Raw genomic sequence first — 19,815 nt, 5'->3', positions numbered from 1 at the left:
CCTGCAGTCGAATCACGACACATCGTTCGGAAAGCTGATTAAAACTCGCAAAAGGCCAGGGGATTCCCTGGCCGAAGTGTTGCTATTGCGCGAGGGACGAGATCGATGGCTACGCTTCGCGAATACGCGCGACCGCCGCGATCGCGAGCTCGATGTGCGCGTCTTCGATATGCCGATGCGTGACCAGACGCAGCATGCCGGTGCCGCTCGCGCGTGTCTGCACGCCGTGCTGTTCGAGCGCGCGTGCCCAGGCGCTTGCATCGGTAGTGCGCTGTTCGCTTACCCGCAGGCGCACGATGTTGCTGCCCGACGGTTGCGGATCGACCAGTGTCGGGTCGAGGTCGGCGAGACCTTGCCAGAGACGCCGTGCGCGCCGGTGATCTTCCGCGAGCCGCTCGACCATCGTGTCCAGCGCCACCTTGCCCGCCGCAGCCATGATGCCGGCTTGCCGCAAGCCGCCGCCGACCATGCGCCGGAACGTGCGGGCCTGCGCGATGAACTCGCGCGAGCCGGCCAGTATCGATCCCATCGGCGCGCTCAGGCCTTTCGACAGGCAGAACGTGACGCTGTCGCAATAGGCGGCAACGCGCGCAAGGTGAGTGCCGAGCGAGACCGCGGCGTTGAACGCACGCGCGCCGTCCATGTGGACCGCGATGCCCGCGTGCGCCGCGAGTCCGCGAACGTCGGCGAGGTACGCGAGGGACGGCACGTAGCCGCCCGAATGATTGTGGGTGGTTTCGACGCACACCATTGCAGTCGGCTGGCCGTAGCGCGAAAAGCCGGGCCGTAGCGAATCCGCGAGAACGTTCAGATCCATTTCGCCACGCGTCGAGGGCACGGACACCGGATACAGATGCGCGATGCGCGCGAGCCCGCCGGCTTCGGACTTCGCCATATGCGCGTGCGCATCGAGCACGACCTCGCCGCCGCGCACGGCATGGCAGAGCGATGCAATCAGGTTGCCCATCGTGCCGGACACGACGAACAGCGCCTCCTCCTTGCCGGCGAGCGAGGCGCCCAGTGTTTCCAGCGCGTGCACGGTTGCGTCGCCCTCCAGCGTGTCGTCGCCGAGCGACGCTGCGCGCATCGCATCCCACATCTCGGCCGTGGGTTGGGTCACCGTGTCGCTGCGCAGATCGATCATGCGCCCCCCTGGCCGTGTGCGGCGTGGGCCGGAGTTGTCGCGCTCTCCACATTGGCGAGCGCCGTCGGTGTTTGCATTTCAGTTTGCATTTGCATCTGCTCCGGCGATTCATAAGGAATGCCGGCAAACTTCATCACCAGCTTGATCGCCACCGTGTTGCTGAATACGTTGATGGCGGTGCGGCCCATGTCGAGGAACGCGTCCACGCCGGCGATGATCGCCAGTGCCTCCACCGGTACGCCGATCGTCGTCAGCACCATCGCGATGGCCACGAGTCCGCCCGACGGTACATTGGCGCTGCCTTTGCTGGCGAGCGCGGTGACGATGATGATGGACACCATGGTCGGCAGCGTGAGCGGCACGTGGTACGCGTCCGCGAGAAAGCCGACGGCCAGCGCGAAGTACATGATCGAGCCGTCGCGATTGAACGCGTAGCCGAGCGGCAGCACGACCGACACAATGGCTTTGGGCACGCCCATGCCGATCAGCTTTTCCATGTGCAGCGGCAACGTCGCCTCGGACGAACGCGTCGCGAATGCAAGGATCACCGGTTCGCTGATTTCGCGCGTGACCTTGAGCGGCTTTTCGCCGACGGCCTTGAGCAGCACCCAGAACAGCACGAGCAGCACGCCGAGGCCCAGATACATCGTCCCCACGAGTTTCACGAGCGCGAGGATCGTGCCGCCGCCCTGAGTGGCGAACAGCCACGCGATGATCGCGAAGATGGCGATCGGCGACACCGCGATGATCCAGTCGGTCACCTTGAAGACGGCGCCCATCAGCGCGTCGAGCACGGCCACGAGCGGGCGGGCGCGTTCGCCGGTGGCGGCGAGCGCGAGGCCCAGCAACACGGCGAAGAACAGCACCGGCAACAGATTCGAACCGGCCATCGCGGCGACGATGTTCGACGGGATCATGTCGAGGAAGAAGTGAGTCCAGTCGACCGACGTGGCGACGACCTTCATCTTCGGATCGGCGCCGGCGAGATGCGCGCCGAGTCCCGGGTGGAACAGTTCGTTGATGCCGAGTCCGATCACCGCCGACACGATGGTGGCCGCGAAGAAGTACAGCAGGCTGATGGCCGACACGCGTCCGAGCGCGCGAGCGTTGTGGCCCATCTGATAGATGCCGAGCGCGATTGCGGTGAAGACGAGCGGCACGACGATCATCTTGATCGCCTGCACGAACGCGGTTCCGACCGGCATGAGTTTGCTGGCCGCGCCCGGCGCGACAAAACCGCAGACGATGCCGAGCATCAGACCTAGCAGCATCTGGACGGGCAGCGGGATGAGACGTTTCCTGGCAGTACGGGACATGGCTGGACCTTTCTTGGAGATCGTGGGCCGGCGCTCAGACTGCCGACACGGGGATGAGCGCCTTCAGGCGCACCTGCATTGCGTGATTCAGGTGATCCCAGACGGCGCGCTGCGCGTCGTCCGGTCGCCCTGCGGCAATCGCCTCGAAGATTGCGAGGTGCTCGCAAACCGCTTCGCGCGTGCGCTTGACGTCGTAATTGGGGATGCGTTGCAGCGCGAGTCCGCTCTGCACGCGCAACGCGTGGTACATGTCGAGCAGCCGCGCATTGCCGGCTGCGGCGAACATCGCTTCGTGAAACTGCCAGCCGATCTGCTGTGCTTCGTCGACATCGATATTCGCGTGAGGGGCGCTCATTGCGCGCAGCCGGTCGGCGCAATCGCGCAGGGCCGGGGGGACGCCGCGCTGCGCGGCGAGCCACGCCGCCATGCCTTCGAACGCGAGGCGCAACTCATGAATCTCGCGCAGATCGTCGACGCTCAGCTGCCTTACGAAGGTGCCGCGCATCGGCACGATTTCGAGCAGGCCGTCGTTCGCCAGCGTACGGATCGCCTCGCGTACCGGTGTGCGGCTCACGCCGAAACGCTCGGACAGCGCGCGTTCCGACAGCGCTTCGCCTGGCCCCAGCTCGCCCGACAGCAGCAGGTTCTTGATGGCCTTGTAGGTGGTCTCGCGATCGAGCGCGACGATGGGAGGTTTCTGGTTCATGACTGGTATACCAGCAAAAAACAATTTTGCTGTCAACTTTTCTGTCATGACGGACGAGGGCGAGCGGCTGAGGGTTTTCCCTTGAATTTCGCGGGAGTCACGAGAAGTTCAAAGTTGAATGAGGCTCGGCAGAGGGATTTTTACCGATCCCGCCGCCATCCCTTCTTGAATTTGTCACCACCCGTCCATATAATTAGCACTCGCTGCACGAGAGTGCTAACAACATCGCCGGTTGGCCTGGCCAGCCGGGTTTTCTCAGCGTTCTTCAGTCTCAATCAAGAGAGGAGTATGTATGAACCTTCGTCCTTTGCATGATCGCGTGATCGTCAAACGTCTGGATCAAGAAACCAAGACTGCGTCGGGCATCGTGATCCCCGAAGCCGCAGCAGAAAAGCCGGATCAAGGCGAAATTCTGGCAGTCGGCCCGGGCAAGCGTGACGACAAGGGTGCACAAATCGCGCTCGACGTGAAGGTGGGCGACCGCGTCCTGTTCGGCAAGTACGCAGGCCAGACCGTCAAGGTCGACGGCAACGAACTGCTCGTGATGCGCGAAGAAGACATCATGGCCGTGGTGCAGAAGTAAGCGAGCAAATCGCTACTTACCCGGTTATATCCCAAGTATTCAAGGAGTTAGAAGATGGCAGCTAAAGACGTCGTATTCGGTGATTCCGCCCGTGCCAAGATGGTTGAAGGCGTGAACATCCTCGCGAACGCTGTGAAGGTCACGCTGGGCCCGAAGGGTCGCAACGTGGTGCTGGAACGCAGCTTCGGCGGCCCGACGGTCACGAAGGATGGTGTTTCGGTCGCGAAAGAGATCGAACTGAAAGACAAGCTCCAGAACATGGGCGCGCAAATGGTCAAGGAAGTGGCTTCCAAGACCAGCGACAACGCAGGCGACGGCACCACGACCGCAACGGTTCTGGCTCAGTCGATCGTTCGCGAAGGCATGAAGTACGTCGCATCGGGCATGAACCCGATGGACCTGAAGCGCGGTATCGACAAGGCTGTGTTCGCAGCGATCGAAGAACTGCGCAAGATCAGCAAGCCGTGCACGACCAACAAGGAAATTGCTCAAGTCGGTTCGATCTCGGCAAACAGCGATTCGTCGATCGGCGATCGTATCGCTGAAGCGATGGACAAGGTCGGCAAGGAAGGCGTGATCACCGTTGAAGACGGCAAGTCGCTGCAAGACGAGCTGGACGTTGTCGAAGGTATGCAATTCGACCGCGGCTATCTGTCGCCGTACTTCATCAACAATCCGGACAAGCAAGTTGCCGTGCTCGACAACCCGTTCGTGCTGCTGCACGACAAGAAGGTTTCGAACATTCGCGACCTCCTGCCGGTACTGGAACAAGTCGCCAAGGCTGGCCGTCCGCTGCTGATCATCGCAGAAGACGTCGAAGGCGAAGCACTGGCAACGCTGGTGGTGAACAACATCCGCGGCATCCTGAAGACGGTTGCCGTCAAGGCTCCGGGCTTCGGCGATCGTCGTAAGGCCATGCTGGAAGACATCGCGATCCTGACCGGCGGTCAAGTCATCGCTGAAGAAACCGGCCTGACGCTCGAAAAGGCAACGCTGGCTGAACTGGGTCAAGCGAAGCGTATCGAAGTGGGCAAGGAAAACACGACGATCATCGACGGCGCTGGCGAAGCTGCAACGATCGAAGCACGTGTGAAGCAAGTGCGCACGCAAATCGAAGAAGCAACGTCGGACTACGACCGTGAAAAGCTGCAGGAACGCGTGGCCAAGCTGGCAGGCGGCGTTGCAGTGATCAAGGTCGGTGCTGCGACCGAAGTCGAAATGAAGGAAAAGAAGGCACGTGTCGAAGACGCACTGCACGCAACGCGCGCAGCTGTGGAAGAAGGCATCGTGGCTGGCGGCGGCGTCGCGCTGATCCGTGCACGTACGGCAATCGCCGGCCTGAAGGGCGCTAACGCCGATCAGGACGCAGGTATCAAGATCGTGCTGCGCGCGATGGAAGAGCCGCTGCGCCAGATCGTCACGAACGGTGGCGAAGAAGCCAGCGTCGTGGTGGCGGCTGTTGCTGCTGGCACGGGCAACTACGGCTACAACGCGGCAACCGGCGAGTACGTCGACCTGGTCGACGCAGGTGTCGTGGACCCGACGAAGGTGACGCGCACGGCGCTGCAAAACGCAGCTTCGGTCGCTGGCCTGCTGTTGACCACCGACGCAGCTGTGTGCGAACTGCCGAAGGAAGACGCTCCGCTGGGCGGCGGCGGAATGCCGGGCGGCATGGGCGGCATGGGCATGGACATGTAATTTCGATTGGGCCTCTCTCGCGGGAGGTCCGCTTCGAAACGCATGGGGAAGCGTGCCGCGAGGCATGCTTCCCAAAACGAAAAAACCCGCAGAAATGCGGGTTTTTTTATGGGCGCGAGGTGGGTTTCAGTGCCGTGCTTCGCCCGGTGTCGCATCCTTGCCGGCGGCCGGCGGCGTTTCGTCGTCGCTGCTGCGGGCCCAGAAAAAGCGGTCCGGCATATAAGCGCCCATACCCGGCCGAAACGCGTTGCGCACGGCCTGGTACAGATACTCCTGCGCTTCGCGCACGGCTTCTGCGGGTTCCTGACCGTTGGCCAGCAACGCGGCAATCGCGGAGCCCAGCGTATCGGTAATGCCCATGATCCGATGGCTGCCGCGGTCCCATGTGTCCTGGCGCAACTGGCCGTCTTCGCTGAACAGCGTGTTGACGAGCCGGTGCGTGCCGGTTTCCGTCGACAAAATGTATTCGCAGCCTTGCGACAGCAAATGCGAGATCGCCGCGTCGAGGCTCGGCGCTTCGGCGTCGCCGTCCGGTTGAGCCAGCGCCAGCAGCGTGGTCGCGTCGGCAACCAGCAGCGTGGTTTGCGGCGCGAGCAGATCGGCGATGGCTTCGCGCAATTCGTCGGCGGCGAGCACGTGTTCGTCGTCGAGGGTGAAATCGGGCGCGAGGATCAGTGGGATGTCGTCGTAATCGGCGACCACTTCGGCGATCGCGCTGACCACTTCGGCGCGCGTGCATGCGCCGACCTTGAACGCCGCGATCGGCATGTCTTCGAGCAGCATCCGCGCTTGCGTTGCGACCACTTCGGGGTCGAGTCCGGTGACTTCGTCGCAGCTTGCCGAGTCGCGCACGGTGTAGCCGGTGAGCACGGAAACGCCATGGCAGCCCATGCTGGCAAGGGTCATCAGGTCGGCTTGCAGGCCGGAGCCGCCGGTGGGATCGGAAAGGCCGAAGGTGAGGACGATCGGAGGCGTGTCGCTGGGCATGAAGATTGACAGAAAGGAGCTAAATTTAGGCGCAGAGAGTGCGCAATCGACTCAATTATGCGGCCTAAACCGTTACGGGGGCGTTTTTTCGCATCCTTCGGCGCATCGCCGCGAATGGCCGATGCTCCGCTCGCGTCGCCGGTACGAAGCGCTGGGCGTGCGCATTGCAGGCAAGCGGCGAGCGCGCTTCGTCACCGCTTCGCCACCATCAGGAAAACCGCGGCGAACCGGGGCCAACCGCCGCGGCACAAGGCCGCCGCATGCGACGATAGCCCGTTTCTGATTGCTAGGCATTGGGGCGGCAACACGGTACCATCATGGCTCCCGTTCCCACGGACTTTACGACGCGACACAAGAATGGAATATCAAAGCTGGATGTGCCTGATTTGCGGCTGGATTTACGACGAAGAAGCCGGTTTGCCGGACGAAGGCATTGCGCCGGGCACCCGCTGGGAGGACGTTCCCATTAACTGGACTTGCCCGGAGTGCGGTGCGCGCAAGGAAGACTTCGAGATGGTTCAGATCTGAAGTGCCGCAGCCGGCCGAGCGCGCCGTGTCGCAACGGTAGTCTGTCATTGTCCTGTCGCTGGAACGCACACGTTGGACGATCGGTCCGCGTGCAGCGTGAAGCGGCGGCCCGTCAGCTTCCTGTCGTCTGCCCATGACTCTTCGAACCGCTGCACCTGATTCCTTCGACGCATTGCCGAATCCGCGCGGCGGCGCTGTCCGCCCCGCGGAACTTGCGCTGGCGGAGGCGTTGCTGGCGTACGAGCAGCGCGGCGAATGCACGTCGGCGTTGCTGCGGGCGTCGCATGCATTGCGCGAAGCCGGCTGGCTGAGCGCGCAGCGTTTCGCCGACGCGCTGGTGCGGCTATCACCGCTGTCGATGCACCCAGCAGCCGATCCGGGCGCCGCCGACAGCGCACGGCCCGTTTTCGGCGCGGCCTTGCGTGATTTTCGCGCAGCCCTCGAGCGCCACAATCTGCGCGAACTGTCATGTTCGCCGGCGCTGTTCAATCACTACCGTTCGGTGTGCGCACATCTGTCCGAGCACACACCCGGTTCCAGCGTCGCTTTCGAAGACCTCGCGTTGACCGGGCGTGCGGTGCCGCCGGTGTCGCTGCCCGCGCAGTCCGCGGATCATCTCGCGCATTTGCGCGCGCGCTACGAGCGTGCGTTGTTGCCGGTGCTGCGTTCCCAGCCCGACACCGGCAGCAGCGCCGCACTGGCGCTGACCAACGCCGCGCTCGATGAACTCGATGCCGTGCTCGCCGAGCTCGTCGGCCCCGATCCCTACGATTTCTGGCGGCTCGCCAAAGCGTGCGCCAAGGCGCTGCGCGTCGGCGGCCGCGCCACGAGCGAAACCGACGCGCGGCGTTTTTACGCACGCTGCAACCTCACGCTCGCGGACCACGCGCGCGGCATCCAGCGCGCTCCGCGTTCGCTGGTGCGGGCGACGCTCGCGCTGCTGTGGCGCGACTACGCGCTGTTCGGCGCCGCGGCGGACGACGCCGAGCAGGTCGAAGTGCTGCGCGATTACGGTTTGACGGTCGATTGGCACGTGGCCGGCACCCAGGCGTCGGAAATGCTGTGGGAAGCGGGCGCCGCCGACGCGCAGGCCGTCACGGCCGCGCGCATCGTGATGACCCGCGAGTTGGGCGTGCTGACGGTGAACGCGCACGCGTACGAAGATTTCCTGCAAACGGCCGACGGCGCGATTGCGGCGCTGACCGAGCATGCGCGCATGGCCGATCAGCCGGAGAAGGCCGACCCGAGCGAGGCGTTGCAAGCGGGCGACGCCGCCTATCGTCTCGGCGCGGCGGCCTGTGCGCTGGGCTTGGGGCATGTTGCGCTGGTGGCCGATGCATTGGGGCTCGCGTGGCGTCGTCGCGCGCATGCCGGCGTATCGACGCCCGCGGTGCGCTCGCATGTGATCGTCGGCGCGCCGGCGGCGAGCACGCTCGAGCAGGCGGCCGAAGCGCTGCGCGCGACGTTGCACAAGGTCGCCGCGGGTGTCACGCCGCCCGGCGCCGGCGCCACCTTGGCCGCGTTGACGCGGGCGATCGAGGAGGGCGGCGCCTGAACGCGCGCCGCAGGCTTTCGGGTGATACCGCGACCAGATCGGCAACATTGCTGCAAACAGCGCGACAGCATCGCAGCGCCTTTTAAATATCGCCAGAACTTCACGGCAAGGCACGACCTATGCGTGTCGCAAAACACCGCTAACCTGCACGGTGGCCAACGCCGGAGTGCGTGATAGAGTGGAACTTGAATCGCCGTCGATGGCTCGCGGCACGCTTGAGCAGATATCGCGGCATCCTGCTCCCAAGCACGCTCAAAGCCCCGCCATCCCGCATCGTCTTTGCTAAAATCCGAACTATGTCCAAGAGTACCGATCGCATCAATCTGACCAACCAGTTCCTGATCGCCATGCCTAGCATGGCCGATCCCACGTTTTCAGGAACGGTGGTCTACCTTTGCGATCACAGTGAGCGCGGCGCGCTCGGCCTCGTGATCAACCGGCCGACCGATATCGACCTCGAAGCGCTCTTCAGTCGCATCGATCTCAAGCTGGAGATCGAACCCCTTCTGCATGTTCCCGTGTATTTCGGCGGTCCGGTGCAAACCGAGCGCGGCTTCGTGCTGCACGATCCGAAAGACGGCAATGCGTACACGTCGTCCATGTCCGTGCCGGGCGGCCTTGAAATGACCACGTCGAAAGACGTGCTCGAAGCGGTCGCGAGCGGCACCGGCCCCGAGCGCTTTCTGCTCACGCTCGGCCATGCCGGCTGGGGCGCCGGTCAGCTCGAAGAAGAAATCTCGAAGAACGGCTGGCTGACGGTCGAGGCCGACCCGAAGATCGTCTTCGACGTGCCTGCCGAAGAACGTCTCGAAGCGGCGCTCGCGCTGCTCGGCATTTCCCTGTCGATGCTGTCGGGCGAAGCAGGTCACGCATGAGTCTCGCGGGTGGACGTGAGGCGACGCTGCTTGCGTTCGACTATGGCGAAAAACGTATCGGTGTGGCGGTCGGCAATGCGCTCACACGCAGTGCGCGCCCGCTCGTGATCGTGCAGAACCGCAGCCGCGAATATCGCTTCGAGGAAGTCGGCAAGCTGATCGCCGAATGGAAGCCGGACGCGCTGATCGTCGGTTTGCCGATGCACCCGGACGGCACGCCGCACGAAATGACCCAACTCGCGAAGCGCTTCGGCAATCAGCTGAATGGCCGCTTCAATCTGCCGGTTACGTGGATCGACGAACGTTATTCGTCGGTCGAGGCGAAGGCGGAAATCCGCGCCGGCCACGGCCGCGCCGATATGCTCGACGCCGAAGCGGCCAGCATCATCCTCCAGCAATATCTAGACGGACTGTCCAACGATCATGAGTTCCATTGACGCCGAAGCGTTCTACCGCGCTTTGCTCGAACAGATTGTCGCGGTGTATGGCGAAACACTGGGCGGCGCGGAGGGCGCCGTGCTGGCGGGCATTCATAGCGGCGGCGCGTGGCTCGCCGAGCGCCTCGCGCGCGATCTGAAAGCACCGGGCTTCGGCGTGGTCAATGTCGCGCTGCATCGCGACGACTACGCGAAAAAGGGCCTGCACTCGCAGGCGAGCCCGACCTCGCTGCCGTTCGCGGTCGACAACCGTCGCATCGTGCTGGTGGACGACGTGCTGTACACCGGTCGCACGATCCGCGCGGCGCTGAACGAACTCTACGATTACGGCCGTCCGGCTTGCGTCGAACTGGCGGTGCTGGCCGATCGCGGCGGACGCGAACTGCCGGTGGCGGCGCGCTTCGTCGGCGGCGTGGTGGAGGTGCCGGCCGATACGACGCTCGTGCTGGCCCGCGAGGCGAGCGGCGCGAACGGCGAGCCTGAGTTCACGCGCTTCACTTTCCACACCGAAGCACGCGTCGATTAAACGCGGTTCCGCGCTATCAGCGCCCGAGCAAAAACGTCGACACGCCGCGGCTTCGCGCGCGGCGCCTGAATCGTCACACGCAGTCAGCATCGACATCGAACACGTTGAAGCCCGTATTTGAAGCAGGTACATCATGAACACCGCCACCCAGGTTCCGCAGGATTCCGCCGACAGCGCCACCGAGCGCTTTCGCTACGGCTTCCTGAAGGGCAATCCGCAGCTCACGAAAAACGGCGAGCTCAAACATCTGTTGTCGATCGAAGGCTTGCCGAAGGCGATCGTCAATCACATTCTCAATACCGCCGATCAGTTCGTCAGCGTGACCGATCGCGAGGTGAAGAAGGTGCCGCTGTTGCGCGGCAAGTCGGTGTTCAACCTGTTTTTCGAGAACTCGACCCGCACCCGCACCACCTTCGAGATCGCCGCGACGCGTTTGTCGGCGGACATTCTCAACCTGAACATCAATGCTTCGTCCACCAGCAAGGGCGAATCGCTGCTCGACACGATCAACAATCTGTCGGCGATGCATGCCGACATGTTCGTCGTGCGTCATGCATCGAGCGGCGCGCCGTATCTGATCGCCCAGCATTGCGCGCCGCACGTGCACGTGATCAATGCCGGCGACGGTCGTCATGCGCACCCCACGCAAGGTCTGCTCGACATGTACACGATCCGCCACTACAAGAAGGATTTCACGAATCTGCGCGTGGCGATCGTCGGCGACATTCTGCATTCGCGGGTTGCGCGCTCGGACATTCACGCGCTGACCACGCTCGGCGTGCCGGAAGTGCGCGCGATCGGTCCGCGCACGCTGCTGCCGGGCGGCCTCGAACAGATGGGCGTGCGCGTGTTCCACAATCTCGACGAAGGCCTGAAAGACGTCGACGTGATCATCATGCTGCGTCTGCAGAACGAGCGGATGAGCGGGGCGTTGCTGCCGTCGGCGCAGGAGTATTTCAAGAGCTGGGGCTTGACGCCGGAGCGCCTCGCGCTCGCGAAGCCCGACGCGATCGTGATGCATCCGGGCCCGATGAACCGCGGCGTGGAGATCGACTCGCAGGTGGCCGACGGTCCGCAATCCGTGATCCTGAATCAGGTGACGTTCGGCATTGCGGTGCGGATGGCGGTGATGGGGATTGTCGCGGGCAATCACGACTGATTTCGTCTGGCTTCAGACCTCGGAATAATTAAGGCAGCGCATGAAGATTCATATTCAAGGCGGCACGCTGATCGATCCGGCAGTGGGCACCGAACAGCAGCAGGACATGTTTATCGCCGCGGGCAAGATCGTCGCGCTCGGCCACGCGCCGGCCGACTTCCAGGCAGAGAAAACAATCGACGCCAAAGGCCTGACGATCGCACCGGGTCTCGTCGACCTGTCCGCGCGCTTGCGCGAACCGGGCTACGAACACAAGGCGACGCTCGAATCCGAAATGGCCGCGGCATTGGCCGGCGGCGTGACGAGCCTTGTGTGTCCGCCGGACACCGATCCGACGTTGGACGAACCGGGCCTCGTCGAGATGCTCAAGTTCCGCGCGCGCAATCTGAACCAGTCGCACGTGTATCCGCTCGGCGCGTTGACGGTCGGCCTCAAAGGGCAGGTCATCACCGAAATGGTCGAGCTCACGGAAGCGGGCTGCATCGGTTTTTCGCAGGCCGATGTGCCGGTGGTCGATACGCAGGTGTTGATGCGCGCGCTGCAATACGCGGCCACGTATGGCTACACCGTTTGGCTGCGTCCGCTGGATGCGTATCTCGGCCGTGGCGGCGTCGCCGCGAGCGGCGCGCTGGCTTCGCGGATGGGCCTCTCCGGCGTGCCGGTATCGGCTGAAACCATCGCGCTGCATACGATTTTCGAACTGGTTCGCGTGACCGGCGCGCGCGTGCATCTGTCGCATGTGTCGTCGGCGGCGGGCATCGCTTTGATGCGCGCGGCGAAAGCCGAGGGCCTGCCGGTGTCGTGCGACGTCACGATCAATCACGTGCATCTGATCGACCTCGACATCGGTTACTTCGACGCGCAGTTCCGCCTCGATCCGCCGTTGCGTCAACAGCGCGATCGTGAAGCGATCCGCGCGGGCCTCGTCGACGGCACGATCGACGCGATCTGCTCCGACCACACCCCGGTGGACGACGACGAAAAACTGCTGCCGTTCGCCGAAGCCACGCCGGGCGCGACGGGCCTCGAATTGTTCCTGTCGCTGACGGTGAAGTGGGCCGACGAAGCCGGCGTGCCGCTTGCGAAAGCGCTGAACCGTATCACCGCCGCGCCGGCCGACGTGCTGAAGCTCGCCGCAGCCGGCCGCGTCGGCGTGGGCAGCGTGGCCGACCTGTGCGTGTTCGATCGCCACGCGCATTGGCGCGTCGAACCGCGTGCGTTGAAGAGCCAGGGGCACAATACGCCGTTCCTCGGCTACGAACTGCCGGCACGCGTGCGGGCAACTATCGTGTCCGGTCACGTCGCTTTCGAACAGCGTTGATCCCGGCGTCATCTTAAGAAAGTCTCTGACTATGAAGCTCGCGTTACGCAAGGCCCGTCTGGTCGTGCATCTGCTGCACGGCATGTGGATCATCGCCACACGCTTTTCCAGGGTGGGCGAGGAAGGCCGCCAGACACTCAACCGTGAGTGGTCGCTGAAAATGCTGCGGCTGTGCGGCATGCAGCTCGTCGTGCATAACGACAGCGCGCGGCTCGATCGCGGCGCGCTGGTGGTGGCCAATCACATCTCGTGGAGCGACATCTACGTGATCAACGCGTGGCGGCCCACGCCGTTCGTGTCGAAGGCCGAGATCCGGCAATGGCCGGTGGTCGGCTGGCTCGCGCAGCAACTGGGCACGGTGTTCATCCAGCGCGAGAAGCGCAGCGACGCGAAGCGGATCATGCATGAATTGTCCGAGCGTCTGAGCGCGGGCGAATTGATGTGCGTGTTTCCTGAAGGGACGACGTCCAGTGGGCTTGCGTTGCTGCCGTTTCACGCGAATATGTTCCAGGCGGCGGTGTCGGCCTCGGCGCCGGTGCAGCCGCTGTGCATCATGTATGAAGACGCGCAGGGCCGGCAGTCCACCGCACCCGCGTATATCGACGATTTGACGCTCGCCGATTCGTTGAATGCGCTGTTGAAAAGCGGGCCGTTGACCGCGCATGTTTATGTCGGTGCGCCGCTTGCGCCCGGTGCGGATCGGCGCGCGCTGGCGGCAGAGGCGCAGGAGGTGATTGGGGCGGCGCTGCGGAAGATGCAGGGCGGTTTGGCCGGCACCGGTGCGGTGTTTGTCGGGCAGGGCGCAGACGCGGTGGACACGTCGGCGCTGGTCGAGCCGATCGATCAAGGCGGGCGCTCGGCTTAATGCGGGCGCGCGTTGTTCGCGGCTCGAGTAGCGCACCAAGTAGCGTAGCAGGGTGCTGCTAGCCGGTATCGGCTTCGGCGAGCGGCAACCCGACTGCTTGCTCAGTTGCCTCCGCCGCCCGCCGCGCGGCAACTTTCGCAATTCACCTGAAACAGCGTGCGTTCCGCCGGGTTCGGCGCGAGGTGCACCGCGGACAGTTTTTCTCCCCATACACAGCCCGAATCCAGGCCGATCAGGTTGTCGCGCAGAGTCAGGCCAAGCGCGGCCCAATGACCGAACACCACGGTGACGTCGGCCGTCTTGCGCGACGGCACGTCGAACCATGGCATTGCACCCGGCGGCGCCGAATTCAGGCCGCCGCTGCTGCTGAAATCCATCGCGCCGTCCGCATTGCAGAAACGTACGCGCGTCAATGCGCTGCAGGTCAGGCGCAAGCGTTCAATGCCTTTGAGGCTGGCCTTCCAGCGATTCGGCTCGTTGCCGTACAGACCCGCGAGGGTTTCCTTCCAGTTCGGCGCGCGCAGTGCGCGCTGCAATTCGTGAGCGAGTTCCAGCGTGGTCGCGACGTCCCACTGCGGCAACACGCCCGCATGGACCATCAGCATGCCGTTGTCGAAATGCGCGAGCGGCCGGTGGCGAACCCAGTCGAGCAGATCCTGAGCGTCCGGCGCTGCCAGAATGTCGTCGATCGTGTCGCCTTTTTTCGACTTGCGAATGCCCGCCGACACCGACAATAAATGCAGGTCATGATTGCCCAGCACCGGCACTGCCTGGTCGCCCAGCGCGATGATGTCGCGTAACGTGGCAAGCGATTCAGTGCCGCGGTTGATCAGGTCGCCCGCGAACCACAGCGGGGTGCCGGCAGGCGGCGCAGCTTTTTCCAGCAATTGCCGGAACGGCGTGCGACAGCCTTGCAGATCGCCGAAAGCCAGAGGAGGCAGGTGTGCGAAGGAATGAACGGTGGAAGCGGTGGAGGGTGTCATCAAAAGGGTCGTTGCAATTCGGTACAACCTGTTACGCATAAGACGTGCCGCGGTGGGCGGTGCAACATACTAGCGTGACATAATAGCCCGTTTGAACGGCCAATATCGGGCAAAGCGCTGTCGGCGCGTCGCCGGAACCCGCGGCGCTGCAATAGTGCGCGATATTGCGTCACAACAGATGACCCTCGTGAACGGAGAAAGCATGTCGACTTCTCATGCGAAGCAACCGATCCGCACGCTCGTCACTGGGGCGAGCGGGTTCACCGGCCGCTATCTGGTTGAGCGTCTGCTGGGGCGTGGCCATACCGTGATCGAGACGGTAGCCGGTCGCGACGAGGTCGAAACGCCGACGCGCGTGAGGCTCGACATCACGTCGCCTGACGCCTGCCGGCGCGTGATCGCCGCCGTGCGGCCCGATTACATCGTGCATCTGGCCGCGATCAGCTTCGTGGGTCACAACGATCCACTCGACTTCTATCGCGTCAACGTGCTCGGCACGCTGAATCTGCTGGAGGCCTGCGAAGCGGTCGGCCATACGCCGCGCAAGCTGCTGATCGCGAGTAGCGCGAACGTGTACGGCAACGTGACGAGCAGCGCCATCGACGAAACCTTCCCGGTCACGCCGGTCAATCACTACGCCGCCAGCAAAGCGGCGATGGAAACGATGGTGCGCACGTGGTTCGACCGCCTGCCGATCCTGATCGTGCGGCCGTTCAACTACACCGGGCGCGGCCAGACAAGCAATTTTCTCGTGCCGAAGATCGTCGAGCATTTCGCGCGGCGCGATGCGGCGATCGAGCTGGGTAATATCGACGTCGCGCGTGATTTTTCCGATGTGCGGTATGTGGCGAGTGCGTATGAGGCGCTGCTCGATTCCGATGCCGCGGCTGAAACGGTCAATGTGTGTACGGGCACCCCTTATACGCTGCGGGAGATTCTTTCGACCGCAAGCGAGCTGACCGGGCACGACATCGAGGTGCGGGTGAATCTGGCGTTCGTGCGTCAGACGGATGTGAAGATGCTGGCGGGGTCGCCTGCGAAGTTGCGGTCTTTGGTGCCGAAGGTCGAGGCTATTCCGTTTATGGATACGCTGCGGTGGATGTTGGCGGCGTAAGCGGCGACCTTTAAGGGGCGTCGTTTTCCAAAAATGCACGCATCAGCCCACAAAAATTACAGAAAGACGTGATTGCTTGGCGCTACACCTACATGAATTGCCCGTCATAACTAAAGACAGTCCAAGGTCGCAACCCGTGCGGTGCGTTCCTATTTGCGTGGCCGGCACGCAAAGTTGGTCAGGCTCTTAGCGCCCGCAAGCTCCATGTATCAAGTTGTATTCGGGCATTGTTTTGGAGGCGCGGTGTCATATAATCTTCGCTTCCAAAGGTCAATGGCGCGCCAACCGTGGCGCGGCCTGACTCGATTGCTAAAAAAAGACGCGAGTTCGCACCAGCTTATGCTGGTTCCTTCGCGGATCCGCCAAAAAGTGCGTCGGTCGTTGCAGCGAGCAGCGGTAGTGATGGGCAGGGGGCGCTGCTTATGCTGGAGCGCAAGAATACACCTTAAGGATTTGTATGATTCTCGTAACGGGCGGCGCGGGCTTCATTGGCGCGAATTTCGTCTTGAATTGGCTAAGTGTAAGCGATGAGCCCGTGCTTAACGTGGACAAACTCACGTATGCAGGTAATCTCGCCACGCTCAAGTCGCTTCAAGGAAGCGAGAAACATATATTTGCACGGGTCGACATTTGCGATCGTGCTGCGCTCGACCGGTTGTTCGCCGAGCATAAGCCGCGAGCCGTGGTTCACTTCGCTGCAGAGAGTCACGTGGATCGCTCGATCGACGGTCCGGCTGATTTTGTGCAGACAAACGTCGTCGGCACCTTCACCTTGCTTGAGGCAGTGCGCGCTTACTGGGGCGGTCTACCGGAAGTCGAAAAATCGGCCTTTCGCATGCTTGCCGTGTCCACTGACGAAGTATTCGGTTCGCTTGGTCCCGAGGATCCTCAGTTTTCCGAAACAACGCCATATGCGCCCAATAGCCCGTATTCGGCAACCAAAGCTGCATCGGACCACTTGGTGCGGGCCTACCATCACACGTACGCTTTGCCCACGCTGACCACCAACTGTTCCAATAACTACGGTCCGTATCATTTCCCTGAAAAGCTCATTCCGCTAATGATCACCAACGCACTTGCTGGCAAGTCGTTGCCGATCTACGGCGATGGGCAGAACGTGCGTGACTGGCTGTATGTGACGGACCACTGTTCGGCGATCCGCCGCGTGCTTGAAAGCGGCACGCCGGGGGAAACCTATAACGTCGGTGGTTGGAACGAGAAAGCCAACCTTGAGGTTGTGGACACACTGTGCGCTCTGCTCGACGAACTGAAGCCGAAGGCACGGGGGAGTTATCGTGAGCAGATCGCGTTCATCAATGATCGACCAGGCCACGACCGCCGTTATGCGATCGACGCGAGCAAGCTTGAACGCGAACTCGGCTGGCGGCCCGCGGAGACGTTCGAAAGCGGTTTGCGCAAGACAGTTCACTGGTACCTGGACAATCAGGCGTGGGTGAGCGAAGTCACCTCCGGCGACTACCGCAAGTGGGTAGGGCAGCACTATGCCTGACTTCGAGGCGCGCACGGGTCGCGAGACAGCCCCCATCCTTATTGTCGGTGCCAAAGGGCAATTGGGCGTGGAATTGTGCCGGAGCTTGGCGCAATTGGGTCCGATCGTCGCAATGGGGCGCGAGACGTGTGACTTGACCTCGCCGGAACAGATCAAGGACGCGGTACGCTCGGTCAGGCCGCGCTTGGTCGTCAACGCGAGTGGCTTCACAGCGGTGGACGCCGCGGAAACGTCGGCTGACCTCGCGCATGCTGTCAACGCGCGGGCGCCCGGTGTGCTCGCGGCCGAAGCGAAAGCACTTGGCGCCCTGATGATTCATTATTCGACAGACTACGTGTTCGATGGTACGAAGTCGGCTCCTTACGTGGAAGATGACGCCACGGCGCCGTTGTCTGTCTACGGCCGCTCGAAGCTCGACGGCGAGCACGCGGTACGGGGCGTGGACGTCGATCACTGGATATTCCGCACCAGTTGGGTGTTCGGCGTACAGGGAGGTAACTTCCTCAAGTCGATCGCACGTGCCGCGCGCAGCCGCCCGTCGCTTTCCGTGGTCGCTGACCAGATCGGCGCGCCGACCCCCGCATCGTTGCTTGCCGACGTTACGGCGCTCGCTGCTTACCGGTATCTTGACAATCGTGCGCCGATGGCTCGCGGCGTGTATCACCTCGCCGCGTCGGGCGAAACCAGTTGGCATGAGTTCGCGCGGCGGATAGTTGACACGCTCGCGGCCGCCGACGTTGCGCTGACAGTGACGTCCGACCAGGTGCTGCCTGTAACCGCCGCCAACTACGGCAGTGCGGCGCCGCGGCCGACTAATTCCCTGCTGGACACGTCGAAGCTGCGTGCGGCGTTGAATATCGAGCTTCCCGACTGGCGGGAAGGCGTGGATCGTGTGCTGGCGGAGTTCGTCGCAGGGCAACGGTTGCTCGGCTGAGTGCGCCTTTGCAGACTTCCTGAGAGACCCAATATGAAACGAAAAGGCATCATCTTGGCCGGTGGTTCCGGAACCCGTCTTTACCCCATCACGCGCTCGGTATCGAAGCAACTGCTGCCCATCTATGACAAGCCGATGATCTACTACCCCCTCAGCACGTTGATGCTGGCGGGTATTCGCGACATCCTGATCATTTCCACGCCACAGGACACGCCGCGCTTCGCCGAACTGCTTGGTGACGGTACCCGTTGGGGGTTGAACCTGGAGTACGCCGTTCAGCCCTCGCCAGACGGTCTGGCGCAGGCTTTTATCATTGGTCGCGAGTTCCTCGGCAATGATCCGTCGGCGCTGATTCTCGGCGACAACATTTTCTATGGGCACGACTTGGCGAAGCAGCTTGTGAGTGCAGATGCACGCGCCGATTGCGCGACCGTTTTTGCATATCATGTGCACGATCCGGAGCGCTACGGTGTGGTCGAGTTCGATCAGCAGTTCCGGGCGGTGTCCATTGAAGAAAAGCCCGCCCGGCCGCGTTCGAACTATGCGGTGACCGGCCTTTACTTCTACGACAATCAGGTTTGTGACATCGCCGCGGATATCAAGCCGTCCGCGCGCGGCGAACTCGAGATTACCGATATCAATTCACGCTATCTGGCTGACCATAAACTGAACGTCGAGATCATGGGGCGTGGCTACGCGTGGCTCGATACGGGCACGCATGATTCGCTAATCGAGGCGTCCACGTTCATTGCTACGTTGCAGAAGCGGCAGGGTCTCGTGGTCGCGTGTCCCGAGGAGATTGCGTATCGCCAGCGTTGGATCGACGAAGAGCAAGTGCTCGCGCTGGCCGAACCGCTTTCCAAGAACGCGTATGGTCAGTACCTGCTCAGCCTTACGAAGGACCAAGTCGCATGGCCATCCAGGTAACCGCAACAGCGCTGCCCGAAGTCAAGCTCGTCGAGCCAAGGGTGTTCGGCGACACGCGTGGCTTTTTCTATGAAAGCTTCAACGCGCGCGATTTCGCCGAGCATCTCGGAAGAGACGTAGTGTTCGTGCAGGACAATCACTCTCGCTCCGCGAAAGGCGTATTGCGCGGACTGCACTACCAGATCGAGCACGCGCAGGGCAAGCTTGTGCGGGTCATTGAAGGCGAGGTGTTCGATGTCGCCGTGGACATTCGCAAGAGTTCGATGAATTTTGGCAAGTGGGTCGGCATGATTCTATCCGCGGAAAATCACCGGCAACTGTGGGTGCCCCCCGGGTTCGCGCACGGTTTCGTCGTGCTGTCGCAGTCGGCGCAGTTTCTGTACAAGACGACGGATTACTGGTTTCCGGAGCATGAACGCAGCATCGTGTGGAACGATCCGGATATCGGCATCGATTGGCCGATCGACTTCGAGCCGATGCTTGCAGCGAAGGATATGGCGGGCTCGCGACTGGTTCATGCGGAGTGCTTTGCATGAACGTTTGCGTGACTTGTGTCGACGGTCAGGCCGGTTTCGGACTTGGGCGCGGTATTCGAGAGTTTTACGGCGCGGCGTCCGTGTATCTCCACACGGTCGATCTTGCCACCC

The 19,815-nt window shown here is 62.7% G+C and carries 20 protein-coding genes; 15 read left to right on the top strand and 5 right to left on the bottom strand.

Going from position 1 to position 19,815, the window contains the following annotated elements:
• Positions 1-109: 109 nt before the first annotated feature.
• From PQQ51_RS11175 to PQQ51_RS11165, 3 genes are read right to left on the bottom strand one after another with little or no spacing between them, the layout of a single operon-like run.
• A complete protein-coding gene (locus PQQ51_RS11175; RefSeq protein ID WP_408496835.1) occupies positions 110-1,144 on the bottom strand; it encodes a threonine aldolase family protein in 1,035 nt (344 codons plus the stop codon).
• A complete protein-coding gene (locus tag PQQ51_RS11170; RefSeq protein WP_408496834.1) occupies positions 1,141-2,460 on the bottom strand; it encodes a dicarboxylate/amino acid:cation symporter in 1,320 nt (439 codons plus the stop codon). Before PQQ51_RS11170 ends, PQQ51_RS11175 begins: the two co-directional genes overlap by 4 nt.
• Positions 2,461-2,494: 34 nt before the next feature.
• Complete coding sequence (locus PQQ51_RS11165; protein WP_408496833.1) at positions 2,495-3,166, bottom strand: GntR family transcriptional regulator; 672 nt, start codon at positions 3,164-3,166, stop codon at positions 2,495-2,497.
• A 292-nt stretch (positions 3,167-3,458) separates the two neighbouring features.
• Between PQQ51_RS11165 and groES the strand changes: the two genes are divergently transcribed.
• Both groES and groL read left to right on the top strand, forming a co-directional pair.
• Positions 3,459-3,749, top strand: coding sequence for a co-chaperone GroES (groES, locus tag PQQ51_RS11160; protein ID WP_007178996.1), 291 nt, complete (start codon positions 3,459-3,461; stop codon positions 3,747-3,749).
• Between the two features lie 54 nt (positions 3,750-3,803).
• Entirely contained in the window at positions 3,804-5,447 is a 1,644-nt protein-coding gene (groL, locus tag PQQ51_RS11155; protein ID WP_408496832.1) for a chaperonin GroEL, read from the top strand.
• A 126-nt stretch (positions 5,448-5,573) separates the two neighbouring features.
• Here groL and PQQ51_RS11150 read toward each other — a convergent pair whose 3' ends face one another.
• On the bottom strand, positions 5,574-6,434 hold the full coding sequence (locus tag PQQ51_RS11150) for a hydroxymethylpyrimidine/phosphomethylpyrimidine kinase (protein WP_408496831.1): 861 nt from the start codon (positions 6,432-6,434) through the stop codon (positions 5,574-5,576).
• A gap of 357 nt (positions 6,435-6,791) precedes the next feature.
• On the opposite strand from PQQ51_RS11150, the gene PQQ51_RS11145 reads away from it, so the two are divergent.
• From PQQ51_RS11145 to PQQ51_RS11110, 8 genes are all read left to right on the top strand, one after another.
• Positions 6,792-6,962 (top strand): rubredoxin, encoded by a 171-nt coding sequence (locus PQQ51_RS11145; protein ID WP_006047743.1) that lies wholly within the window; start codon positions 6,792-6,794, stop codon positions 6,960-6,962.
• A 133-nt stretch (positions 6,963-7,095) separates the two neighbouring features.
• Positions 7,096-8,517, top strand: a complete 1,422-nt coding sequence (locus tag PQQ51_RS11140) for a FimL-related protein (protein ID WP_408496830.1) — start codon at positions 7,096-7,098, stop codon at positions 8,515-8,517.
• A 296-nt stretch (positions 8,518-8,813) separates the two neighbouring features.
• On the top strand, positions 8,814-9,392 hold the full coding sequence (locus PQQ51_RS11135) for a YqgE/AlgH family protein (protein WP_054041678.1): 579 nt from the start codon (positions 8,814-8,816) through the stop codon (positions 9,390-9,392).
• Positions 9,389-9,829: a Holliday junction resolvase RuvX gene (gene ruvX, locus PQQ51_RS11130; RefSeq protein ID WP_408496829.1), complete on the top strand. Its 441-nt coding sequence runs from the start codon at positions 9,389-9,391 to the stop codon at positions 9,827-9,829. Before PQQ51_RS11135 ends, ruvX begins: the two co-directional genes overlap by 4 nt.
• Entirely contained in the window at positions 9,816-10,355 is a 540-nt protein-coding gene (gene pyrR / locus PQQ51_RS11125) for a bifunctional pyr operon transcriptional regulator/uracil phosphoribosyltransferase PyrR (RefSeq protein ID WP_408496828.1), read from the top strand. Before ruvX ends, pyrR begins: the two co-directional genes overlap by 14 nt.
• A gap of 133 nt (positions 10,356-10,488) precedes the next feature.
• The gene (locus PQQ51_RS11120; protein WP_408496827.1) at positions 10,489-11,514 is read left to right on the top strand and encodes an aspartate carbamoyltransferase catalytic subunit; all 1,026 of its coding nucleotides are present in this window, start codon (positions 10,489-10,491) and stop codon (positions 11,512-11,514) included.
• A 40-nt stretch (positions 11,515-11,554) separates the two neighbouring features.
• Positions 11,555-12,835, top strand: coding sequence for a dihydroorotase (locus PQQ51_RS11115; protein WP_408496826.1), 1,281 nt, complete (start codon positions 11,555-11,557; stop codon positions 12,833-12,835).
• 31 nt (positions 12,836-12,866) lie between these two features.
• Positions 12,867-13,700 carry a lysophospholipid acyltransferase family protein gene (locus PQQ51_RS11110; protein WP_408496825.1) on the top strand — a complete coding sequence of 278 codons (834 nt, stop codon included), beginning with the start codon at positions 12,867-12,869 and terminating at the stop codon, positions 13,698-13,700.
• A gap of 101 nt (positions 13,701-13,801) precedes the next feature.
• Here PQQ51_RS11110 and PQQ51_RS11105 read toward each other — a convergent pair whose 3' ends face one another.
• Positions 13,802-14,683, bottom strand: coding sequence for a symmetrical bis(5'-nucleosyl)-tetraphosphatase (locus PQQ51_RS11105; protein ID WP_408496824.1), 882 nt, complete (start codon positions 14,681-14,683; stop codon positions 13,802-13,804).
• 202 nt (positions 14,684-14,885) lie between these two features.
• On the opposite strand from PQQ51_RS11105, the gene PQQ51_RS11100 reads away from it, so the two are divergent.
• The 5 genes from PQQ51_RS11100 to rfbC all read left to right on the top strand — a co-directional run bounded on the left by PQQ51_RS11100 (position 14,886) and on the right by rfbC (position 19,704).
• Complete coding sequence (locus tag PQQ51_RS11100; protein WP_408496823.1) at positions 14,886-15,797, top strand: GDP-mannose 4,6-dehydratase; 912 nt, start codon at positions 14,886-14,888, stop codon at positions 15,795-15,797.
• 457 nt (positions 15,798-16,254) lie between these two features.
• On the top strand, positions 16,255-17,307 hold the full coding sequence (rfbB, locus tag PQQ51_RS11095; protein ID WP_408496822.1) for a dTDP-glucose 4,6-dehydratase: 1,053 nt from the start codon (positions 16,255-16,257) through the stop codon (positions 17,305-17,307).
• Positions 17,300-18,241 (top strand): dTDP-4-dehydrorhamnose reductase, encoded by a 942-nt coding sequence (rfbD, locus tag PQQ51_RS11090; RefSeq protein ID WP_408496821.1) that lies wholly within the window; start codon positions 17,300-17,302, stop codon positions 18,239-18,241. Before rfbB ends, rfbD begins: the two co-directional genes overlap by 8 nt.
• Positions 18,242-18,274: 33 nt before the next feature.
• Entirely contained in the window at positions 18,275-19,168 is an 894-nt protein-coding gene (gene rfbA / locus PQQ51_RS11085; protein WP_408496820.1) for a glucose-1-phosphate thymidylyltransferase RfbA, read from the top strand.
• Entirely contained in the window at positions 19,153-19,704 is a 552-nt protein-coding gene (rfbC, locus tag PQQ51_RS11080; protein ID WP_408496819.1) for a dTDP-4-dehydrorhamnose 3,5-epimerase, read from the top strand. Before rfbA ends, rfbC begins: the two co-directional genes overlap by 16 nt.
• Positions 19,705-19,815: the final 111 nt, after the last annotated feature.

This window comes from Paraburkholderia xenovorans, from assembly GCF_046030735.1.
GTDB classification, from domain to species: Bacteria; Pseudomonadota; Gammaproteobacteria; order Burkholderiales; family Burkholderiaceae; genus Paraburkholderia; species Paraburkholderia xenovorans_A.
Note: the sequence above shows the minus strand (reverse complement) of the source record. Positions and strands in the feature narration are given on the sequence as shown.